The 21,703-nt window shown below is 37.2% G+C and carries 14 protein-coding genes; 12 read left to right on the top strand and 2 right to left on the bottom strand.

All coding sequences use genetic code 11. The annotated features are described in order from the left end of the window. Positions 1-15: 15 nt before the first annotated feature. From CW370_RS10930 to tagH, 4 genes are all read left to right on the top strand, one after another. A complete protein-coding gene (locus CW370_RS10930; protein ID WP_024571911.1) occupies positions 16-1,356 on the top strand; it encodes a glycosyltransferase family 2 protein in 1,341 nt (446 codons plus the stop codon). A gap of 125 nt (positions 1,357-1,481) precedes the next feature. Beyond that, positions 1,482-4,184, top strand: coding sequence for a poly(glucosyl N-acetylgalactosamine 1-phosphate) glucosyltransferase (ggaB, locus tag CW370_RS10925; protein WP_024571910.1), 2,703 nt, complete (start codon positions 1,482-1,484; stop codon positions 4,182-4,184). Between the two features lie 171 nt (positions 4,185-4,355). After that, positions 4,356-5,183, top strand: coding sequence for a teichoic acids export ABC transporter permease subunit TagG (tagG, locus tag CW370_RS10920; protein WP_014665585.1), 828 nt, complete (start codon positions 4,356-4,358; stop codon positions 5,181-5,183). A 19-nt stretch (positions 5,184-5,202) separates the two neighbouring features. Beyond that, a complete protein-coding gene (tagH, locus tag CW370_RS10915) occupies positions 5,203-6,786 on the top strand; it encodes a teichoic acids export ABC transporter ATP-binding subunit TagH (protein WP_024571909.1) in 1,584 nt (527 codons plus the stop codon). A gap of 38 nt (positions 6,787-6,824) precedes the next feature. Here the strand turns inward: tagH and galU are convergent, their stop codons facing one another. Further along, positions 6,825-7,703 (bottom strand): UTP--glucose-1-phosphate uridylyltransferase GalU, encoded by an 879-nt coding sequence (galU, locus tag CW370_RS10910; protein ID WP_003227944.1) that lies wholly within the window; start codon positions 7,701-7,703, stop codon positions 6,825-6,827. A gap of 340 nt (positions 7,704-8,043) precedes the next feature. On the opposite strand from galU, the gene CW370_RS10905 reads away from it, so the two are divergent. The 4 genes from CW370_RS10905 (at position 8,044) to wecB (ending at position 14,120) form a co-directional block, all read left to right on the top strand. Continuing rightward, a complete protein-coding gene (locus tag CW370_RS10905; RefSeq protein ID WP_024571908.1) occupies positions 8,044-9,414 on the top strand; it encodes an alpha-glucosyltransferase N-terminal domain-containing protein in 1,371 nt (456 codons plus the stop codon). Positions 9,415-9,448: 34 nt separating this feature from the next. Further along, positions 9,449-10,969: a glycosyltransferase gene (locus tag CW370_RS10900; protein ID WP_024571907.1), complete on the top strand. Its 1,521-nt coding sequence runs from the start codon at positions 9,449-9,451 to the stop codon at positions 10,967-10,969. Positions 10,970-11,044: 75 nt separating this feature from the next. Beyond that, positions 11,045-12,955 carry a glycosyltransferase gene (locus CW370_RS10895; RefSeq protein ID WP_024571906.1) on the top strand — a complete coding sequence of 637 codons (1,911 nt, stop codon included), beginning with the start codon at positions 11,045-11,047 and terminating at the stop codon, positions 12,953-12,955. A 22-nt stretch (positions 12,956-12,977) separates the two neighbouring features. Beyond that, the gene (wecB, locus tag CW370_RS10890) at positions 12,978-14,120 is read left to right on the top strand and encodes a non-hydrolyzing UDP-N-acetylglucosamine 2-epimerase (protein WP_021480729.1); all 1,143 of its coding nucleotides are present in this window, start codon (positions 12,978-12,980) and stop codon (positions 14,118-14,120) included. A gap of 40 nt (positions 14,121-14,160) precedes the next feature. Here wecB and tagU read toward each other — a convergent pair whose 3' ends face one another. Further along, complete coding sequence (gene tagU, locus CW370_RS10885; protein WP_015251104.1) at positions 14,161-15,081, bottom strand: polyisoprenyl-teichoic acid--peptidoglycan teichoic acid transferase TagU; 921 nt, start codon at positions 15,079-15,081, stop codon at positions 14,161-14,163. 212 nt (positions 15,082-15,293) lie between these two features. On the opposite strand from tagU, the gene CW370_RS10880 reads away from it, so the two are divergent. From CW370_RS10880 to tarQ, 4 genes are all read left to right on the top strand, one after another. Then, positions 15,294-15,617, top strand: coding sequence for a hypothetical protein (locus tag CW370_RS10880; RefSeq protein WP_015251105.1), 324 nt, complete (start codon positions 15,294-15,296; stop codon positions 15,615-15,617). Between the two features lie 27 nt (positions 15,618-15,644). Next, a complete protein-coding gene (locus CW370_RS10875; RefSeq protein WP_029946111.1) occupies positions 15,645-17,798 on the top strand; it encodes a SpoIID/LytB domain-containing protein in 2,154 nt (717 codons plus the stop codon). Positions 17,799-17,885: 87 nt separating this feature from the next. Continuing rightward, positions 17,886-19,373, top strand: a complete 1,488-nt coding sequence (locus CW370_RS10870; RefSeq protein ID WP_029946112.1) for an N-acetylmuramoyl-L-alanine amidase — start codon at positions 17,886-17,888, stop codon at positions 19,371-19,373. Positions 19,374-19,592: 219 nt separating this feature from the next. Then, positions 19,593-21,497 carry a (poly)ribitol-phosphate teichoic acid beta-D-glucosyltransferase TarQ gene (tarQ, locus tag CW370_RS10865; RefSeq protein WP_024573117.1) on the top strand — a complete coding sequence of 635 codons (1,905 nt, stop codon included), beginning with the start codon at positions 19,593-19,595 and terminating at the stop codon, positions 21,495-21,497. The last annotated feature ends 206 nt before the right edge of the window (positions 21,498-21,703 follow it).

Genomic DNA, 21,703 nt, shown 5'->3' with positions numbered 1-21,703 from the left:
TAAAGAGGTACAAACATGTTTTCTATAATTATGCCAATATATAATTCTGAGAATTATTTAAGGTACTCAATAGAGAGTGTCATTAACCAGTCAATAGGATTTAAGGAAAATATAGAACTGATATTAATAGATGATGGTAGTGTTGACAGCAGTCCTCAAATTTGTGAGTCCTTTAAAAATCTATATCCTAATAATATTAAAATCATGAAAATTGAAAACTCTGGACCTTCTGCTGCAAGAAATTGTGGATTATCAAATGTAAGCGAAAAATCTAAATTTATTGGTTTTCTTGATTCTGACGATGCATTGTCTCAAAATGCACTGCAAAGTGTTTATGATTTTTTTTGTGATTCCGAAGATGTAAATATCGCGGTATTACCTGTTTATTACACAGGTGAAAAAGAAGGCGAACATAAATTAAATAATAGATTTGAAAAAGGAACAAGAGTTATAAATATTCTCAACGATTATAAAGCTATTCACTTTTATATTGGCGGCACTTTTTACAGAAGACATACACTAAATCGTACCGTTCAGTTTGATGAATCTATCAAGTTTTGGGAAGACGCTATCTTTTTTAATCAGTTATTACTGAAAGAAAAAAGATACGGAGCAGTTGCAGAAGGAAAGTATTTTTATAGAAAACGGAAAGAACAGAACTCATTAGTTGATCGTTCGTGGTTTAACAAAAAAAGGTACACATATTTGTTGAATGAATGTTACATGACTTTGTTGATGGATTCAATAAAAAAATATGATATAGTTTTGCCTTATCTGCAATTTTTAATTGTATATCATATGAAACTGTTTTTATATCCGAACTATAGAGATGTTTATAAGTCTGTTTTAGATCAACAAGAACAAAAAGTTTTTGTTGATAATTTTATAAAAGTTTTAAAATTTATTGATCCGCAATTTATAAAAGAACAAGATATGCCGATGTACTATAAAGAATTTATGTTTCACTTATTAAAAGAAAATACAGAAGCTCTTGAAAATATAAAAAAAGAAAGAGTACTGCTTAGTTCATGTACTGTTACTTCGACAAAAATAAAAGGGTTTAGGCTTGAATTAACAGGGCACTTTATTAACCAGTATTATGAGATGAAAGAAAATGACAGATTATATATAAAATATTTTAATAGATTAAAAGTATGTAAACGAAAAGAACTGAAAAAAACAATTGAAGTATGGGGATATAAATTAAGAGATTTTAGACATGCTGGTTTTGTTGTAGAAATACCTATTTGGGCCCTTGCATTTGACTTTGTCCTAAAAACACCAAATGATGCTTTAGAACTTAACCATGTAAACGTATTTAAAAGTTTTCTTACAAAGACTTTAAAAAACAGGTAAGGAATCCTTTTCATACATTTTACTAAATTAATTATGTTTTTTCAAAAATTTAGCACTCTAATTGTTTTTACTTTTATTTACCCGGATTCTTATTCATATAAACATTTTGTTAGGAGTAATCTTTTATGAACGAAAAGAGTTTTAACTATGATTTCAGTGTTATAATGCCGATTTATAATGTCGAGTTATATCTAACTGATGCAATAGAAAGCGTTATTAACCAGACTTTAGGATTCGAGAATATTCAGTTAATACTTGTGAATGATGAAAGCCCTGATAAAAGTGAAATGATTTGTAAAGAATATGCTCAAAAATATCCAAAAAATATTGTATATGTAAAGAAACAGAATGGTGGAGTGAGCAGTGCTCGAAATTATGGTTTAAAGTATGCTGAAGGCAGATATATTCAATTTTTGGATCCGGATGATTTAGTTTCAGAAGAAACATTCGAAAATGTTTTAAACTTCTTTAACCAATATAAAAATGAAATTGATATTGTAGCAATCCCAATATTTTTTGAGGAAGGAAGAACTGGAGAACATAATCTAAATAATAAGTTTTCTTCAACGAGAATATTGGATGTGGAAAAAGAACCACATCATATATTAACTCATTGCTGTTCTACATTTATAAAAAATGATGCCTTGAAAAATATCAGGTTTGATGAAAATTGTAAAATAGGTGAAGATGCTAAGCTAGTTAATTTAATTATATCGCAAAAGAAAAAGTATGGTCTTGTTAAGGAGGCAAAATATCATTATAGAGTTAGAGAAGATGGATCGTCTGCCATGCAGACTGCTAAAGCAAATAAGAATTGGTTTAACCATTCACTTATCACTTTCTCCAAGAATTTAATCGATATCACCAAAAATAATGAACAAAAAATACCTTTGTTTCTTCAATACATGGTTATGCATGATTTGAAGTGGAAATTATTGATTAAGGATATTAGTGAAACACCTTTAGACGAAAATGAATACCGCGAATTTTTAACATTGATACGAGAAGTATTATCGTATATTGACGACGATGTCATTATTAATACAAAAAGTGTCAGCCATTTCTATCTATATCATGCTTTAAAAATAAAACACGGTGAAAATTATAGTAAGTATGTATATGAAAAAGAAACTGAACAAGATTATTATTTATTCAGAGAAGATAAAATTGTTTCGAAGTTATCGAATCAAACTCTAACTATTGAGATTTTAGAAGAAAATGATGATTCTATTCATATTGAAGGATTTTGGAGCTCTCTTTTTAATTCTAAAGGCTTTAATTTTTATGCTAAAATTGGAGAAACAAAAATAAAAGCAAAGAAAATAAAAAGAAGGCATAACGATTATATAAGTTTGGGAGAAGTAATAAAAAAATATCCTGGTTTTTCTATAGATATTCCGAAAAGCTATCTTGATGGCAATCACCATATTGAATTTTTTATAGCTAAAGGTAAAAAAAGAAAAATGGCAAAACTTCGATTCTTTAAGTATTCAGGTTTGTCAAATGATCTATTTAACGCTTATGCAGCTAAAAAGGATTATATCTTTTATTATAATTATAAAAAATTAATGTTCAAACAAAACAATTTTAAAAATAGATTTATAAAAGAATTTCGTTTCTTAAAATCCCTTAATAAATTAGGAGATAAATCAAAGAAACGAAAATCAGCTATTAAAAAGGCAATGTTGGCAAGAGTGGCACACCATGTTTTTACTATTTTTAACAGGAAGCCAGTTTGGTTATTCATAGACAGACAAGATAAAGCTGATGATAATGCAGAGCACCTCTTTAAATATGCAATCAGCAAGAATGATGGGGTAAAAAAATACTTTATAATAAAAAAAGATAGCAAGGATTACAACAGGATTAAAAAATATGGAAAGGTTATACCATACAGATCTTTTAGACATAAAATTTTAACCTTATCCTCTTCCAAAGTAATATCGACACATGCAGATATATGGGTTGTAAATCCATTTTTTAATATGGAGATTTATTTTAGAGATTTATTTAATTTTGAGTTTGTCTTTTTGCAGCATGGAATAACAATGGCAGATCATTCTGAATGGTTAAATAAATACAGTAAGAATATCAAATTATTAGTCACTTCTGCCAAACCTGAATATCGGTCTATTGTGAAAGGGAATTACAACTATAAAAAAGAGAATATTTTGTTGGGTGGATTTCCGAGATACGATAATCTTAAGAAGAGTGAAGGAGAAAAGCAGCTTCTAATAATGCCGACTTGGAGAAAAGATATTGTATTACCGAAAGATCAGGCAAAAGGAGTAAGACCGTACAACCCGAAATTTAAAGATAGTGAATACTTTTCTAGGTATAATGCTTTGATTAATGATGAACGGCTAATCGAATTTGCTAAGAAAAATAATTATAAAATAACTTTTTTTCCGCACCCAGATATTCAGCAACAGATTGTAGACTTTGAAAAACATGAGTATGTGGAGTTTGCCGACTATAACAGCAGCTATCAAATGCTATTTAATTCTTCTAATATAATGATTACTGATTTTTCATCTGTAGCGTTTGATTTTGCATATGAGAAAAAACCTGTTATCTATTATCAATACGAAAAATCATACCATTTTAAACTTGATTATTATGATTATAAAAAAATGGGGTTTGGTGATGTAATAGAAGATCATAATAGCTTAGTTGATAAAGTTATCTATTATATGAAAAACAATAGTCGTATGGAAGATAAGTATAGAAAAAGAGTAGATAACTTTTTTGCATATACTGATAAAAATAATAGGAATCGTATTTATAAAGCTATTTTGGAATTAGATAATAATAAAGTTGCTAAGTGAGTTTAATTTGCCCTATACTGACACTTTAAAGTAAAGAGAAGTTCTGCGGGACTTCTCTTTACTTTTCAAAAGTGAAAAAAACCTCAATATCTGTTACAATATTCACCGGTGCTTTCAAATTTCTTTAACCGAAAGATCCAAAAAATCATTTAAGTCTAAGGAAGATAAACAATGAATGCATTAGTAAGAATCGTAAAAGAGCAAGTGACATCGTTTCCTTTAATTTTGCGCTTAGCTTCGTATGAGACAAAGTCTCAGTATCAGATGAATTATCTTGGCGTATTATGGCAGTTTCTCAATCCTCTCATTCAAATGCTGGCGTATTGGTTTGTATTTGGTATGGGGATTCGTAACAGCAAGCCAGTCATAACAGGTATTGGAGAAGTGCCTTTTATTGTTTGGATGCTGGCTGGTTTGATCCCGTGGTTTTTTATTAGCCCGACGATTCTGGATGGATCAAACAGTGTATTTAAACGGATCAATATGGTTGCGAAAATGAATTTTCCAATCAGTTCACTGCCTTCTGTCGTGATTGCTTCAAATTTATTTAGTTATTTTGTAATGATGGGTGTTTATGTCATTGTCCTTTTAGCAAGCGGTGTTTACCCTAGCTTGCATTGGATACAATATATTTACTATTTAATCTGCATGATTGTGTTTATGTTTTCATTTAGCTTGTTTAACTCTACAATCAGTGTGCTTGTCAGAGATTATCAATTTCTGCTGCAGGCCGTAACCAGATTATTGTTCTTTTTACTTCCGATTTTTTGGAATATCTCAGAGCAGCTCGGGAAAAATCACCCGAATCTTCTGCCTGTGCTTAAGCTGAATCCGATTTTTTATCTGATAGAAGGATTTAGGAACAGCTTCTTAGATGGAAAATGGTTTTTCCAAGACATGAAGTACACGCTGTATTTCTGGCTGTTCACATTCCTTTTATTGTTAGTGGGTTCTATTCTGCATATGAAATTCAGAGACAAGTTTGTTGACTTTCTTTAATACGTAAGGAGATTGTACGATGAAACTAAAAGTTTCGTTTCGAAATGTTTCAAAGCAATATCATTTGTATAAAAAACAATCGGACAAGATAAAAGGATTGTTTTTTCCGGCTAAGGATAATGGTTTTTTTGCTGTGCGGAATGTCTCCTTTGACGTGTATGAGGGAGAGACAATCGGCTTTGTAGGGATAAACGGATCAGGGAAATCAACCATGTCTAACCTGCTGGCTAAAATTATTCCGCCGACCAGCGGTGAAATTGAAATGAACGGCCAGCCGTCGCTGATTGCGATTGCTGCCGGTTTAAATAACCAATTAACGGGCCGGGACAATGTCCGGCTCAAGTGTTTGATGATGGGGTTAACCAATAAAGAAATTGATGATATGTATGACAGCATCGTTGAATTTGCCGAGATTGGCGATTTTATTAATCAGCCGGTTAAAAACTATTCCAGCGGGATGAAATCGCGTCTCGGTTTTGCGATTTCCGTGCATATTGACCCTGACATTTTAATTATTGACGAAGCGCTTTCTGTAGGGGACCAAACGTTTTATCAGAAGTGTGTAGACAGAATAAATGAGTTTAAAAAGCAAGGAAAAACGATTTTCTTTGTCAGCCACTCGATCGGCCAGATTGAAAAGATGTGTGACCGTGTTGCTTGGATGCACTATGGCGAGCTTCGTATGTTTGATGAAACAAAAACAGTTGTCAAAGAGTATAAAGCGTTTATTGACTGGTTTAATAAGCTGTCTAAAAAAGAAAAAGAGACATATAAAAAAGAGCAGACGGAAGAGAGGAAGAAAGAAGATCCTGAAGCGTTTGCCCGTTTCCGCCAAAAGAAGAAAAAGCCGAAATCACTGGCTAATGCCATTCAAATTGCTATTTTGTCTATCCTGACTGTATTCATGGCAGGAACGATGTTCTTTAATGCTCCGCTTCGTACAATTGCTTCGTTTGGCGCTATCCCGCAAAATGAAGTGAAGAATCATCATGGCAATGCAAAGGGCAAGTCAGAGGAACGCTTAACCGCAGTCAATAAGCAAGGGTTTATAGCAAATGAAAAAGCGGCTGCTTATAAGGATCAGGGTTTGAAACAGAAGGCTGACGTTACACTGCCATTCGGTACAAAAGTGACGGTAGCTGCAAAAGGCAAACAAGCAGCGAAAATAAAGTTTGACGAGCACTCTTATTATGTGAAAAAGAGCGCTGTTGCAACAAACGTGAAACATGCTGAATTGCGGGCTGCTGCGTTTACGCCTTATGTGCCGCAAGCCGCAGCGGCTTCCTATGAATACTTTCTGAAATTCCTGGGAGACAGCAGAACCAGCATTCAATCCAAATTGAATGGATATACTGAAGGGGATACGGCTGACGGCAGAAAAACGTTAGATTTTGATTATGAAAAAATCAGCTATGTGCTGGAGAATGATAAAGCAACAGAGCTTATTTTTCATAACAGTTCTCCTATCAACCCGGCGTCACTATCCTTAAGTGATAGCGATGTATTGTATGACAGCAGCAAGAAGCGTTTTCTTGTGAATACAGATGATCAGGTTTTTGCAGTTGATAATGAAGAGCATACACTGACTTTGATGTTGAAATAAAAAAAGGCTATTGGATGAATGTCCAATAGCCTTTTTGTTTAGATTTCTTCTTTGTTTAGTAAACCTTCCATAAATGGAACGAGCTGATCGCGAAGCTCTTTATCCTGCATCGCAAATTCTAGAGTTGTTGTGATAAAGCCGAGCTTTTCACCAACATCATAACGCTTGCCTTCAAAGTCGTAAGCAAACACTCTTTGAATTTCATTCAGTTTTTGAATGGCGTCTGTGAGCTGAATTTCTCCGCCGGCGCCAACCTGCTGCTCTTCTAAATACATGAAGATCTCAGGCGTGAATACGTAACGGCCTAAGATGGCAAGATTAGAAGGTGCTGTGCCTTTAGGCGGTTTTTCAACGAAGTTTTTCACCTGATAACGGCGGCCTTCACTTGTCAGCGGGTCAATAATGCCGTAGCGGTGTGTTTCTTCTTCAGGCACCTGCTGAACACCGATAATAGAAGAAAGTGTTTTTTCATATTCATCCATTAATTGGCGCAACCCTGGTGTTTCAGCCTGAACAATATCGTCTCCAAGCAGTACCGCAAACGGCTCATCGCCGATAAAGTTGCGCGCGCACCAGACAGCATGTCCGAGACCTTTAGGTTCTTTTTGGCGGATATAGTGAATGTCAGCCAGGTTAGAAGCCTTTTTCACTTTTTCAAGCAGCTCAGTTTTTCCTTTTTCTTCCAGGTTTCTTTCAAGCTCAGGAGAGTAATCAAAATGATCCTCAATCGCACGCTTGCTTTTTCCTGTTACGATAATAATATCTTCAATACCGGCTTCAACAGCTTCTTCAATTATGTATTGAATGGTAGGTTTATCAACGATAGGAAGCATTTCTTTCGGCATTGCTTTCGTAGCCGGCAAGAATCTCGTTCCGAGACCTGCGGCAGGGATTATGGCTTTACGTACTTTTTTCAATTTCAAAGCACCTTCCTTAAGAACAGATTTAGGGTCACTCTTTTGAATGCTGAGTATTTAAAATGTTTGAGTTTCTTTTCTCATCAATACCCTATTTTCATTCTGTTAAACACATTTAATCATATAAGAAAAACCAATATTAAACAAGAGTCAATTCAGTGACTTTGGGGTCGAGGAAATACAAAAAAATATCATTAATTGATAGATAAAACGGTTTCAATTGATCCGGTATTTCAAGAAACATAACAGCTTTTTCATCTCTAGAGCCTGCTCAGCAAAAGTGATATAATGTAGTTCTGAAAATGTGACTGTACGAATTTATTCGAAAGGTAATAAATAGATGATGACGATTAAGGTTTCTACTCCAAAATTAGCATTTGTTTGTCAAGAGCTGAATGCTGCAAAAAAGTTTAGTATCAATACGATCGATTGGAATTATCCAATGGAAATTGTCACTTTACATCATGAGCCCAATGGGCCTTCTTCTTTTAAAGATACTGCTGTTATTAATATGTACAGCTACTTTAAAGGTTCTGAACCTCAGAAAGATAAAATCAAGCATCCAATTGAACAAGAAGGTTTAACATATATTCAAGAACCAAATAAGCCAATTTATCGTTATTACAATAATGGACGTTATATCAAATATCAAAGGTTTACAGCATCAGGAGAACTTGCTGTCATTGATTACTTTAATGAAAGCAGGCAAAGATTTAAAAGGGAAGAATATGATTTGTCTGGATATGTACACAGCTTAATGTACATGGATCTGGACACTAACAAACCGAAGCAGCATCTTTATTTAAGGGCAGATGGCACTTGTTATATGACAAAATGGTATAAGAATGATGGAACAACTGAAAAAATTGTCATTTTTGACGAAAAAGAGAATATAGTCAGTGTATTGTATTCAGAAAATGAACTTTCCCGTTATTTTCTGAGCCGCTTGATAAAGGAAGCGGATTATTTATTTATGACTTCTGAAGTTGAGTTATATACTACATTAAAATCTCTTTCTTCAGTTGAATATTCTTCCATGTACCTAGGTTTTATAGAGACGAATGAGATGTTGGAAAACCCTGAAAAGGAAATAGGCCACCTTGATGCTTTCGTGGTTCCTTCCTTGAAGAGATATCATGACATAATTAAAAATACGGGGCCTCGCACAAATATTTATTACGTTTCTGAAGAGCCGTTTACCCGCAAGCGTTTTGTGGACAAACTAATAGATCAGGTGCCATTTAATAATCAATTGAAGGATATGAATGTTGAGCTGTTAATGGCAGAATGGCAATCAAAATCCGATTTATATTTGTCAGCCAAGGTTGAATTTAAAGGCTGCATTCCTCCCCATTCTGTTGGCCGCCATAAAATGTATTGGAAGTTAAAAAATAAAAAGAGCGGCACTGAAAGCACGTTTAACGCAAAAGTAAACAGCGAGGAAGAACTAATATTTACCGTAAGCGGTACACTTCGTATTCACTCTGTATTAGATCAGTTGTCCACCATTGAATTGTATCTTTGTTCCGAGTGGGATAATAGCTTCTTTTCATCAGGTGTGCGAATAACCGATTCAAAGGAAATTCCATTATCAGAACAAAGTATTTCAGGCTGGCAAGTTACTTTAGAAAAAGAAAATAATTATTTGCGTGTTCAGACTGCCGAGGGATTTCGGAGAAAATTAATGAAACGGCTGTTTGTAAAAAAATAGCAGACAAGGTTTTACCAGAAGAAGGAGCTTGAAGATGAGAAGGATCTTTTCACTAATATATGAAATAGACATTGAAAAAGGCGGCATTACAAGCTCTATGATGTCAAGATCTTTTACATTTGCGGAGCGCGGCCATAAAATCGATTTGGTTACACTTGATTATAAAGACAATTATGATCAGATTGAGCAAGTGCTGAAGAGCGCTGGAAGGCTGCATGCAGATGTAAATATCCTCAATATTTATGATGACTATAAAAATCAGCATAAGCATATAAAAATTGGGGAAGTGCAACAAAGTTACTATGATCAAAATCGTAATCGCTTTGAAGAACCATATGCTGCGTATCATAATGAGGAAAAATTAGAAACGGAATACTTCAAGAATGGCTTATATATAAAAAAGAAAAAATGGGATGAGTCGGATAATCTTTTATATGTAGATCATTTCAATGAAAATATGCAAATGACAAAGCGAGAATTCTTTCATGGCGGTTATGTAAATAAAACTGTGATTTTCGATACAAGAAGCGGAAAAATCAATCAAATTCACTACACAGCACCCGACGGTTTCTGTTATTTAACAGAATGGTACCATTTTAAAACAGGAGCCAGTCAAGGAGTTATGCTGTTTGGCCGTGATGAAAAGGAAGCTGTATTTTTCAAAAACAAGCACCAGTTTCATACACATTGGCTTGAAACGTTATGTGAGAAAGAAAAGGACCCTATTATCATCTGTGATGGAGTCGGAAGTGCTTCAAAAGTAAATGAAATGCGTGCAGGATTGGCAAAACGATTTTACTGTGTTCACTCAAATCATTTAGATTATCCTTATACGTTAGGCAGCAAAGTTCGAAACAATCATCAATATGCGATGGAGCATATTAAGGATTATGACGGGCTGATCGTATTAACGAATGAACAAAAAGAAGATATCATGAAGGATTTTGAGTCGAACAATAATATTTTTGTTATTCCTCATGCACCAAGAAGGCTTGAAAAATTACAAACGTATGAAAAAAAGAAAAACGAGTTTGTCATGGTGGCCAGATATCATGAGGAAAAAGGGATCGATAAGGTCATAAAAGCAATGGGAATCGTAAAAAAATCCCGGCCGGATATTGTCCTGAATATATATGGCAGCGGTCCCAGCTATGAGGAATACCAGCAATTGATCGATGATCTTAAGTTAGATAATGTACATTTAAAAGGGTATGTCGCAAATCCCGCTCCATTTTATCAGCAGGCGCTTGCTACATTATTAACATCAAAATTTGAGGGGTTTAGTCTCGCGATTTGTGAATCGTTTTCGTGCGCAACCCCTGTTATCAGTTTTGATGTGAAATACAGCCCGAGGGAGCTCATAAAAGAACACGAAACGGGAATGCTTGTAGAACCTGATAATATTGACATGCTTGCTGAAAGTATCATTTATTTGTACGACAACCCTGAGAGAGCCATTCAATATGGAAAAAACGCAAAGAACTTAATGGATACTGAATATAGTGAAGCCCGATTATTTGAAAGATGGGAAGAAGTATTTGAAATAACGAAATAGTACGTTTTTGCACCATTTTTGTTCATTATATGAGCTTTATGTGAAGAAATAGAAGCGGATAAGGATAGAGGTGTCATGGTGAAAATCACTGCAGCAGTACCCACATACAACTCAGAACATTTTATCTCCCGCTGCCTGGATAGTCTGGTTCAACAAACCATGCCGAATAATGAGTACGAAATTATTTGTGTAGATGATTGTTCACAGGATGGCACGGTTTCAATATTAAAAAAGTACAGTGAACAGTATTCTAATATAACGATTATAGAACGAGAAAAAAATTCGGGAGGGCCGGGGGAGCCGCGAAACCAAGCGATACGTGCTGCGAACGGTGAATACATTTTTTTTATTGATTCCGATGATTATTTAGGAATCGAAGCGTTCGAGAGAATGTATCAATTTGCAAAACAGCATGATTCAGATATTGTGCTTGGGAAAATGGTCGGTGTAAACGGCAGATCGGTCCCGCAAGCTATTTTTAAGGAAACGAAACCTGAGGCGGATCTTGTAAAATCTCCGCTTGTTTACTCAATAGGACCGACAAAACTTTTTAAAGTTTCACTGCTTAGAATGCATGACATATATTTCCCCTCTAATATACAGGCTACAGAGGATCAGGTATTTGTCATGCAGGCTTATTTAGAAGCGGACAAAATTTCTGTCTTGGCCGATTATGATTATTACTATGCTGTACAGCATGACGGCGAGCATATGACGTTTGCATACGTTGCGCCCCAAAGCTACTATGGCGCAATGAAGGTAATCATAGATATGATTCGTAATAGCCGTCTTTCACATAATCGCAAAATGAAGTTTATGGCGAAATTTTTGAATCGTCATTTTGATTTTTCCAGAACAACGGACTTTACCGTAACAATCGAGGACGAACGGGAGCAGCAAACATGGATGACAGAGCTGCATCATTTTGTTGAACAAAATATACCACGGGAAATTGATAAACTTGTTCATTCTCATACGCGGTTAAAATTACACTTTGTACGCCATAATGACCTAAAGGGCTTAAAGCAGTTTGAAGCTGATAAAGAAAATATGGCCCAATATACGTCAGTTAAAAATGGTCATATCATAGCAAACTATCCCAGCCTTATCTCATATCATTTGGCAGAGAATGAACGGATTGTTGATGACAGAAACAAAATCAGTCATTACGTGAGCGAATTTCAAATGAAGGACAACACTTTCACATTAAGAGGGTCGGTTACCCACACGGCTTTACAACCAGAGCATCAAGCTATGCAAACTTTATACGGCATTTGGGTGCACCGTGATAGAAAAACTGAAAAAATCATTTCTCCAGTGTATTCCAAGGACGGAGAATTTGAATTTCTCACGAAGTTTACTGATTTGGCTATTCATGAAGAAGATATTGGTGTTTGGGATTTCTTTATTGAATCGGGGATAGACGGCTATAAAAAACGCGTCCGAATTGGCAGCAGCAGAGAACCGTATCCTTATTCCAAACATGCTAAATATATTGGGAATAACGGGGAATATGCTTTCAGCGCACGGCCGTACTTTACTAAAACCTATGATAATTTGTCGGTGGATATCAGAAAGCAGGAAGTTCTGAAAGTCGAATTCAGAGATAATGATTCGGACCAGCATTTAACGTTCGTATTTCCTGGAAGCCAATTGTTTTTCCCGAAGCAATCTTTATTATTGCTCGAATGCAATAACCAAGAGTTTTTAATACCAATAAAAAATCAAATCAGTTCAGCTGATGGGACAGTGATACAGGTTGATCGGAATCTCGTTCAGCAAAAGTTTGCTCCGGCTTATTTACAAAACACCAATATTGTTTTATCCATTAATTCTTATAAAACCACATTGGTTCCGAAAAAGGATGTCAGTGTGTACTTTTGCAGTAAAAATATTGAAAAAAAGCTATGGTGCTTTAAAATAAAGAAGAAAGTAGATCTATTTATACAATCGGACCAATCGAAATTCTATCTAACAGCCCGTTAAACAAAGAAACCAGGTGACAAATATGAAAAAACTAAAAGTTATGACCGTTTTCGGGACGAGGCCTGAAGCGATCAAGATGGCACCGCTTGTGCTTGAATTGAAAAAATATCCTGAAATAGATTCCTATGTAACGGTAACTGCACAGCACAGACAGATGCTCGATCAGGTGTTAGATGCGTTTCATATCAAGCCTGACTTCGATTTGAACATTATGAAGGAGCGGCAGACACTGGCAGAGATTACGTCTAACGCACTTGTAAAATTGGATGAGTTGTTTAAAGATATCAAACCCGATATTGTGCTTGTCCATGGTGATACAACGACGACGTTTGCCGGAAGCCTAGCCGCTTTTTACCATCAAATTGCTGTCGGTCATGTGGAGGCGGGGCTCCGTACAGGGAATAAGTATTCCCCGTTTCCGGAAGAGCTCAATCGACAGATGACAGGGGCGATTGCTGATTTGCATTTTGCTCCGACAGGCCAGGCGAAAGACAATTTATTAAAAGAAAACAAAAAGGCCGACTCTATTTTTGTAACGGGCAATACAGCGATTGACGCACTCAACACAACGGTTAGGGATGGTTACTCACATCCTGTTCTCGATCAGGTGGGTGAGGATAAAATGATTCTCTTGACCGCTCACCGCCGGGAAAATTTGGGCGAGCCAATGGAAAACATGTTCAAGGCCATCCGCAGAATTGTAGGGGAATTTGAAGATGTACAAGTTGTTTACCCTGTGCACCTGAATCCAGTTGTCCGGGAAGCGGCTCAGAAGCATTTTGGTGATTCTGACAGAGTGCATCTGATTGAACCTTTAGAGGTGATTGATTTCCATAACTTTGCAGCGAAATCGCATTTTATATTGACAGATTCGGGCGGCGTGCAGGAGGAAGCCCCATCTCTCGGGAAACCGGTGCTTGTTCTGCGTGATACGACGGAACGGCCTGAAGGAGTGGAAGCGGGAACGCTGAAACTTGCAGGTACGGATGAGGAAAACATTTATCAGTTGGCAAAACAGCTGTTAACTGATCATGATGAGTACAAGAAAATGTCCCAGGCTTCTAATCCGTATGGAGATGGAGAGGCTTCTCGCCGGATTGTGGAAGAATTGCTGTTTCATTACGGGTATCGGAAAGAACAACCGGATTCATTTACAGGCAAATAAAAAAGAAGCTTTGCACATTGTGCGAAGCTTCTTTTTTGTTTTACTTTTCGAGGCTTTCCTTCAGCTCTTTTGTAATATCGGAAAGGGCGCTTTCATCAGCTTGGTAGTAGTAAATTCCATTGATTTTCGTGCCTGTACCTTTTAGTTCGTGCTGTTTAATATGTTTCCGCGCACCTTTGTAATCGGACTGGATATCCCACATGTTATCGAAGGTCAAGTTCGTTTTCACATTATCTTCAACAACTTTAAACATATCTCCGAATTTCGTGATGGAAGAAATATTAGCGCCTTTATTAATAATACCTTGGATGACTTGGCGCTGGCGGTCCTGGCGTCCGAAGTCGCCTCTCGGATCTTCTTTTCTCATCCGGGTATAAGCGAGCGCTTCTTTTCCGTTCAGCGTGATTTCTCCTTTGCCGAACGAATAACCGTCATAACTGAACGCGAATGTGCTGTTAACTGTAATGCCGCCAAGTGTATCAACAACATCTCTAAAGCTTTCCATGTTCACTTTCACAAAATAATCAACCGGAACATCAAGGAAGTTCTCAACAGTGTCTACCGTCATCTGCGTGCCGCCGAAAGCGTATGAATGGTTGATTTTATCCATTGTGCCTTTTCCGATAATTTTTGTATACGTGTCACGCGGAATACTGACCATGTCGGTTGTATTCGTTTTTGGGTTAACGGTCATATAAATGAGCGTATCGGCACGGCCCTTATCGCCGTCGCGTTCATCCACACCCATGATTAAGACGGAAAAAGGATCTTTTTTATTGATACTGACCTCTTTATCCCTCTTTTTCGATTTATCAATGCTTTCATGAATACTTGCCACGGTTGATGCTGCTTTATGCCATAAGTAGTATGCATAGCCGCCAGTTCCGAGTACAAATACGGCCACAATGGCTAAAATGACAAGTAATGCCTTTCTTTTTTTCTTTCTTTTTTCAGCTCTCATAATAAAGTCCTCGCTTTTTTGTAATCTAGTACGATTATAAGTTTCTTAATATTTGAAAACAACTAAAATTTGTCTGATTCTTTACAATAGACGGCTCCTTGTAACAAATGTTTCGGTATTTTAAGAAAATCCGCAAAAATTTTTCGTTGTTTTGAAAGAAATCTTAAAATAAGCTTAAAATTGTCGATAAAAAGTGGAGAGGTGATATAGGAATGAAAAAAATTGCTATTTTAATGTTCTCAATGCTGCTTCTTTTGTCTGCGTGCGGCACAGCTCAGAACTCATCAGGAGCAGAAACAAATTCAGACAGCCAGGATGCAACTGCAGAAGAGACAGTAACGAAGGAAGGCACTTTTGCCGGTTTGGCGGACAGCCATACAATTGCAGTCACTATTGATGATAAAGAGACGTCGATTCAGGTTGGTTCAGACCTTCAGGACAAAATGAACAGCATTTCAGAAGGGCAAAAAGTTGTTGTTAAATATACAAAAGATTCAAATGGTGCTTTAATGCTTAAGGATCTTGAGACAAAGTAATAAAAAACTCTTAGGGGGTTCCATGTTTTGAAAAAAATGAAGCTCTTGCTTCTATCGTCAGTCACTGCGGCGGCTGTAGCATGTCCGGCGTTTATGCAGACTGCGAAAGCCGCAGATAAAACCATTTCGGTTAAGCTGAGTAATTATGTAGGCAGCAAATCAAGTTTGGATGTCGATATCACAGGCGGATATGAAATTTCCGGCTCAAGAATTGCGGATACGGAGCGATATGGAGGAGCAACCCGTTTTGATGTTGCCAATAATGTCGCTTCTGCCGGATGGACAAATCCAACGACTGTGGTCATTGTGAATCGGGACGCTTTTGCCGATGCGCTCTCAGCAACCCCGCTTGCCAAAAAGTACGATGCACCGATTTTATTAACAGACGCAGATTCGCTAACACCAAAAACAGAAAGCGAAATTGCAAAATTAAATCCTGACAATATTCTCATCATTGGCGGGACAATCAGTGTTTCTAAAAATGTAGAAAATACATTAAAAAAATATGGTTCTATCGATCGGATTGGCGGAGCAACCCGTTACGAGGTTTCTAAAAACATAGCCGATCGGATGGGGAATTACAGCCAGGCAGTAGTGGCCACAGGCATGGTCTTTACGGATGCCCTGTCAATCGCGCCATATGCTGCAATGAACGGTTATCCGATTTTACTTGCGGGAGACAATAACATCCGCAGTGATTACAAAATTCCAAGCAAGGTTACAATTGTCGGCGGTCCGTTGAGTGTCAGCACTGGTGTGGAAGCTGCATTAAAAAAGAAGGCAACTGTGAAACGGATTGGCGGCGTTTCCCGATATGAGGTATCTGCCAATATCGTTAAAGAATTAAATATGAAAGCAACAAAGGTATTTATGTCAAATGGCCAAACATTCGCGGATGCATTGACGGGATCTGTGCTTGCAGCAAAGCAGGGAAGCCCTTTACTGCTGGTTGAATCAGGCAGCCTGCCGTCACCAGTCGCTGATGTAGTAGCGTCAAAAGGAACTCAGTCATTTGCGCTGCTTGGAGGAAGCATTTCCATCAGTGATACGCTAAAGAACAAACTGGCAGATACTTTTGCAGGAACTGGATATACAGTCAAGTTAACCGGCGGAAACCTAGTGCTTTATAAAAACAGTACTGCAATCAAGTCGCTTGGAACGTCTTTTACAGCACAGCCTAAAAAATATGCAACTACAAATTCTATCAGTTTGAACGGAACGCCATATCTCGGAAACATGAAATTTACAATAGAGTCAGGCAAATATGTTCGGCCAATCAATGTGAATATCCCCTTTGAAGATTATTTAAAGGGTGTTGTTCCTCATGAAATGCCGGCCAGCTGGCAGAAAGAAGCGCTTAAAGCCCAAGCTGTCGCAGCGAGAACTTATTCCATCAGTTCGGCCGGAAAAGAAGTACAAGACACCACCGCTTTTCAGGTATATGGCGGATATGACTGGAATTCAAAAACTTCAGAAGTGGTCGAAGCTACAAAAGGAAAAGTTTTGAAATACAATGGGAATTTGATTTCTGCTACGTATTCCTCAAGCAACGGCGGCTACACAGAAGCGAGCGGTGAGGTGTGGAGCAGCCAGCTTCCTTATTTAATCGCCAAAAAAGATACGTACGACCCGCAAATCAGCTGGTCTCTGTCTTTAAATAAAACCCAGCTTGATAAGAGCAGTCTGAATCTGAAAAGCCCGGGTTCATGGTGGAGCTCTAAAAATGAAACAAACTCATCATATTTGAGCGGTTTGAAAAGCTGGTTTATTAAAAATAAATACAGCAATGCCGAGTCTATCAAAATCACGAAAATATCCAGTGTGAAATTCAGCACGGAGAAAACTGCCGGTCAGCGGCCGGAAACAGCAAGCGTCACATTCTCATATTTCGTGAAAGAAAAATCAAATGGCTATATCCTGTCAAATGGAAGCCTCAGTGAAAAAACAGCAACAATTACTGTACCTGCAACAGAGCTGAGAACGATGCTTGGCGCTTCCAATATGAAGAGTACATATGCTTCTGTCTCAAGCAATACAAACGCCTTTCTCATTAGCGGTAAAGGATACGGACACGGCATAGGCATGAGTCAGTACGGAGCCAATGCCAGAGCAGCTGCCGGACAATCTTATACAACAATTTTAAGTTTTTACTATCCGGGAACAACTCTATCAAGCTATTAAAAGATTGTTAGAGTCAAAGGAGGCGAGATGCCTCCTTTGTTCGTTATTTGATTTATGAATCATTATGAATCTTTGGAGGGACTATCTTTGCGGATCTTTCTTAAAAGCATACCTATGCTGATACTAGGAGTCGTGTTATTTGTACCAAATGCGTTTGCGGCAAACTCTGTTACAAGGCTGGATGGAGCAAGCAGATATGAGGTTGCTGTGAATGTTTCAAAACAAGGCTGGAGCAGTGCGAGCACGGTTGTTGTGGCAAACGGAACAGCGTATGCAGATGTATTAACTGCTGCTCCTCTAGCTTATAAATACAATGCCCCGATTTTATTGACGGAATCATCTAAACTGACTGCGCCGACGAAAGACAGAATCAGCCAGCTTAAACCGAGCAAGGTTATCGTCATTGGCGGAACGATCAGTGTTTCTAACAACGTTGTAAGTGACATTAAAAAATTGGGTATTTCCAATGTGGAACGAATCGGCGGAAGAAGCCGCTATGAAGTTGCCCAAAATATTTCTAAAAAATTGTCTTCAAATTCAAAAGCGGTAATCGCAAATGGCACGGCATATGCTGACAGTCTGGCGATCGGTTCTTATGCTGCCCGTAACGGTATTCCAATTCTTCTGACGACTGCAAGCTCTATTCCCGAACCAACGAAAAATGCGATGAACAGCAAAGGAACAACATCGACTATTGTGGTCGGGGGAGAAATCAGTGTCTCAAAAAGCGTTTACAGCCAGTTGCCATCACCAACAAGAATCGGCGGGAACAGCCGTTTTGAAGTGGCTGCCAACATAGCGAAAAAGTATTATTCTTCATCAAAAGCTGCATTTGTCAGCAATGGCTATCAATATGCAGATGCTTTAGCTGGTTCTGTGCTGGCGGCGAAGCAAAATCGCCCAATGCTATTTACTGACGCCGGTTCATTGCCGACTGCGACAAGAACAGTCATCGGATCAAATAGCAAGAATACCTTCACAGTTCTTGGGGGAACTATTTCAGTGACAACAAATGTCGTGAACCAACTTAAAAATGTAATTGTAGGCAAAAAGGTATTTGTGGATGCAGGACACGGTGGTTATGACAGCGGCGCGGTCGGTAATGGTTTAAAAGAGAAAGATGTTAACCTTGCCGTTGCTAAGCTTGTAAACAGCAAACTTTCCAATGGTGGAGCCATTCCGATTATGGCCAGATCTACAGATGTTTTCTTAGAGCTTTCAGAGCGGGTTGCAAAAGCAAAAAGCAATAATGCAAACCTGTTTGTGAGTATTCACGCCAATTCAGCGAGCCCAGCAGCAACCGGTACTGAAACCTACTATTATACAAAATATGAGTCAGAAAACAGCAAACGGCTTGCGACAGAAATACAAAACAGACTCTATAAAGCACTCAATACTCAAAACCGCGGCGTGAAAATCGGGAATTTCCATGTCATCAGAGAATCAACGATGCCGAGCAGTTTAGCAGAGCTGGCGTTCATTTCGAATGCGAACGACGCAAGTAAGTTAAAGAGTGCTTTGTATCAAGAAAAAGCAGCTCAAGCAATATATGAAGGAATCATTGGATATTATTAGGAGATTAAATTAGTAGACATCAACAGCGGCTTGCCGGCAGAACCCATCAGGAATTGCCGGCAAGCTTTTTTATACGATAAAATGAGAAAAATTTTAAACCACATATGCTATGTAAAAGTTTAACAAAATTTAAGGTTAGGCCTATTCTTATTGACAGATGTTTTTGATATAATTATCAGGCAAAAATATAACCGATCCATTAGGGTAGTGAGGTAATCGATGAAAATAAGCATTGTTATCCCTGTATATAATTCAGAAGATCTTATTTCCGAATGTCTTGATAGCTTAGTTAACCAAACGATGCCAAAAGAGGATTATGAGATTATATGTGTCGATGATAAATCTACGGATTCATCTTTAGACATTTTGAATCGATATAAAAAGAAATATGACAATATTGTTGTTGTTGAAAGAACCGTAAATTCAGGCGGTCCAGGTGCGCCGCGGAATGATGCAATAAAAATTGCCAAAGGTGAATACATCCTGTTTGTTGATTCCGATGACTATCTAGGCAATGAAGCATTGTTAAGATGGTACAATTTCTCAAAAGAGAATGATTCAGATATTACTTTAGGTAAGTTAAAAGGGATAAACGGCCGAGGTGTTCCCAAATCAATGTTTAAGGAAACAAACCCAGATGTTGATTTGGTTGATTCCAAAATTGTTTTCACATTGGGACCCCAAAAACTGTTTAAAGCCTCACTTTTAAAAGAAAATCAAATCATCTTCCCTACTCACATAAAAGCAGCGGAAGATCAAGTCTTCACAATGAACGCTTATTTAAAAGCAAAGAAGATTTCTGTTTCAGCTGACTATGATTATTACTATCTGGTCAAAAGAGACGGTGAACATATGAGTGTCGCTTATGTTCCCCCAGAGAACTTTTATGGAGCAATGGAAGATATTATCTCTGCTATCAAGGCTAGTGATCTGGAAGAAGCAAGAAAAACGAAACTGATGGCAGTATTTTTAAACAGGCATTTCGATTTTTCGCGGACAAAAAATGTCACAATAAAAATGAAGACAGATGAAGAAAGAGCTGAATGGTTTAAATATTTGTCCTCATTTATTCATGCAGTACCTGAAGAGGCTGACCAATTTGTGCTTCCGCATATCAAATTGCGTCTGCTGTTTATTCGGAATAATGATTTGCAGGGGTTAACCCAGTATGAGCGTGAAGAACAAGACATTAAAAAGTTCTGTGTTGTAAATAATGGGGATTTAATTGCACGTTATCCGAGCTTAGAACGCTATCCAATTTCTGAAGAGTTATTAAAAGTAAATTATAAAAATAAGCTTGAACATTATCTGCAGAATATTGAATTTAGCGATCACAGCCTCAGCATTCAAGGAACCATTAAACACAAATTGTTGGATGATGAAACGAATCAAAATCAATCTCTGACAGGAGTATTTGTTCATCGTGATACAAAGGCGGAAAAATACATTGCGCCGGCTAAGTATGAAAATTCAACATTTACATTTGAGTGCAAGTTTGATGAACTGGCATCTGCAGAAGAAGATTTAGGCGTTTGGGATTTCTTTATTGAATCGTCAATAGATGGCTATAAATTAAGGGCGAGAATCGGAAACAAGCGTGCTGCGTATAAGTATTCAACAAACACGATGTATTTAGGGCATAATGCGTTGTTTGTCTTCAGTGCAAGACCATATTTCACAATGAACTACGATAATCTTTCGATTGATATAAAGAAACATGCCTATACAGAAGCAGAACTTTCATATGAAACTGAATCAAAAGATTTATCATTTATTTTTAAAGATAAGCAAATCTGTTTGCCAAATCATTCAAAAATGATTGTGAATACCGGACAGTCTGAAATCTCATTACCGGTAAAACGTATAGAGTTAGAGCCTAATTGCACAAAATTGACGGTAAACGTGCAGAGTTTGCTTGAACAGCTAGCTCATGTAAAGAAAGAGCGATTAATTGAATTTGCGATAAACACTTCTCAAAATAAAATCAGTGCAAAAGTGGATAACCAAGCAATTGTCTTGGACACAAGGAATGTGGAACGAAAATCCATGTTATTCTTTAGTAAAATGGTTGAGGTCCAATACAAGCTGTTAACCTCTAAATCAAAGTTTTATTTTCAATATTAAATGCTTCACAACGAAAAGAGACAAATCAGTAAAATGATTTGTCTCTTTTTTTAAACAATATGCTTAATTTTTAAAAAAAGTGTCTAAAACAATAAAAAGTTTACGGATAAATGTCAGAAAAAATAACAAATTCACACTTCTTAACATACCATTTACAACCAATTAACATCCGTCTGCTAAACTGACTGGCATAGGTCATCATAACA

The sequence above is a fragment of the Bacillus sp. SN32 genome, from assembly GCF_002837495.1.
GTDB lineage: Bacteria > Bacillota > Bacilli > Bacillales > Bacillaceae > Bacillus > Bacillus subtilis.
Note: the sequence above shows the minus strand (reverse complement) of the source record. Positions and strands in the feature narration are given on the sequence as shown.

Coding starts and splice junctions, on each gene's coding strand:
- tagH (WP_024571909.1), top strand. CDS start 5,203: ATGAAACTAAAAGTTTCGTTTCGAAATGTTTCAAAGCAATATCATTTG.
- CW370_RS10905 (WP_024571908.1), top strand. CDS start 8,044: ATGATGACGATTAAGGTTTCTACTCCAAAATTAGCATTTGTTTGTCAA.
- tagU (WP_015251104.1), bottom strand. CDS start 15,081: ATGAGAGCTGAAAAAAGAAAGAAAAAAAGAAAGGCATTACTTGTCATT.
- CW370_RS10880 (WP_015251105.1), top strand. CDS start 15,294: ATGAAAAAAATTGCTATTTTAATGTTCTCAATGCTGCTTCTTTTGTCT.
- CW370_RS10895 (WP_024571906.1), top strand. CDS start 11,045: ATGGTGAAAATCACTGCAGCAGTACCCACATACAACTCAGAACATTTT.
- ggaB (WP_024571910.1), top strand. CDS start 1,482: ATGAACGAAAAGAGTTTTAACTATGATTTCAGTGTTATAATGCCGATT.
- wecB (WP_021480729.1), top strand. CDS start 12,978: ATGAAAAAACTAAAAGTTATGACCGTTTTCGGGACGAGGCCTGAAGCG.
- tarQ (WP_024573117.1), top strand. CDS start 19,593: ATGAAAATAAGCATTGTTATCCCTGTATATAATTCAGAAGATCTTATT.
- tagG (WP_014665585.1), top strand. CDS start 4,356: ATGAATGCATTAGTAAGAATCGTAAAAGAGCAAGTGACATCGTTTCCT.
- CW370_RS10900 (WP_024571907.1), top strand. CDS start 9,449: ATGAGAAGGATCTTTTCACTAATATATGAAATAGACATTGAAAAAGGC.
- CW370_RS10930 (WP_024571911.1), top strand. CDS start 16: ATGTTTTCTATAATTATGCCAATATATAATTCTGAGAATTATTTAAGG.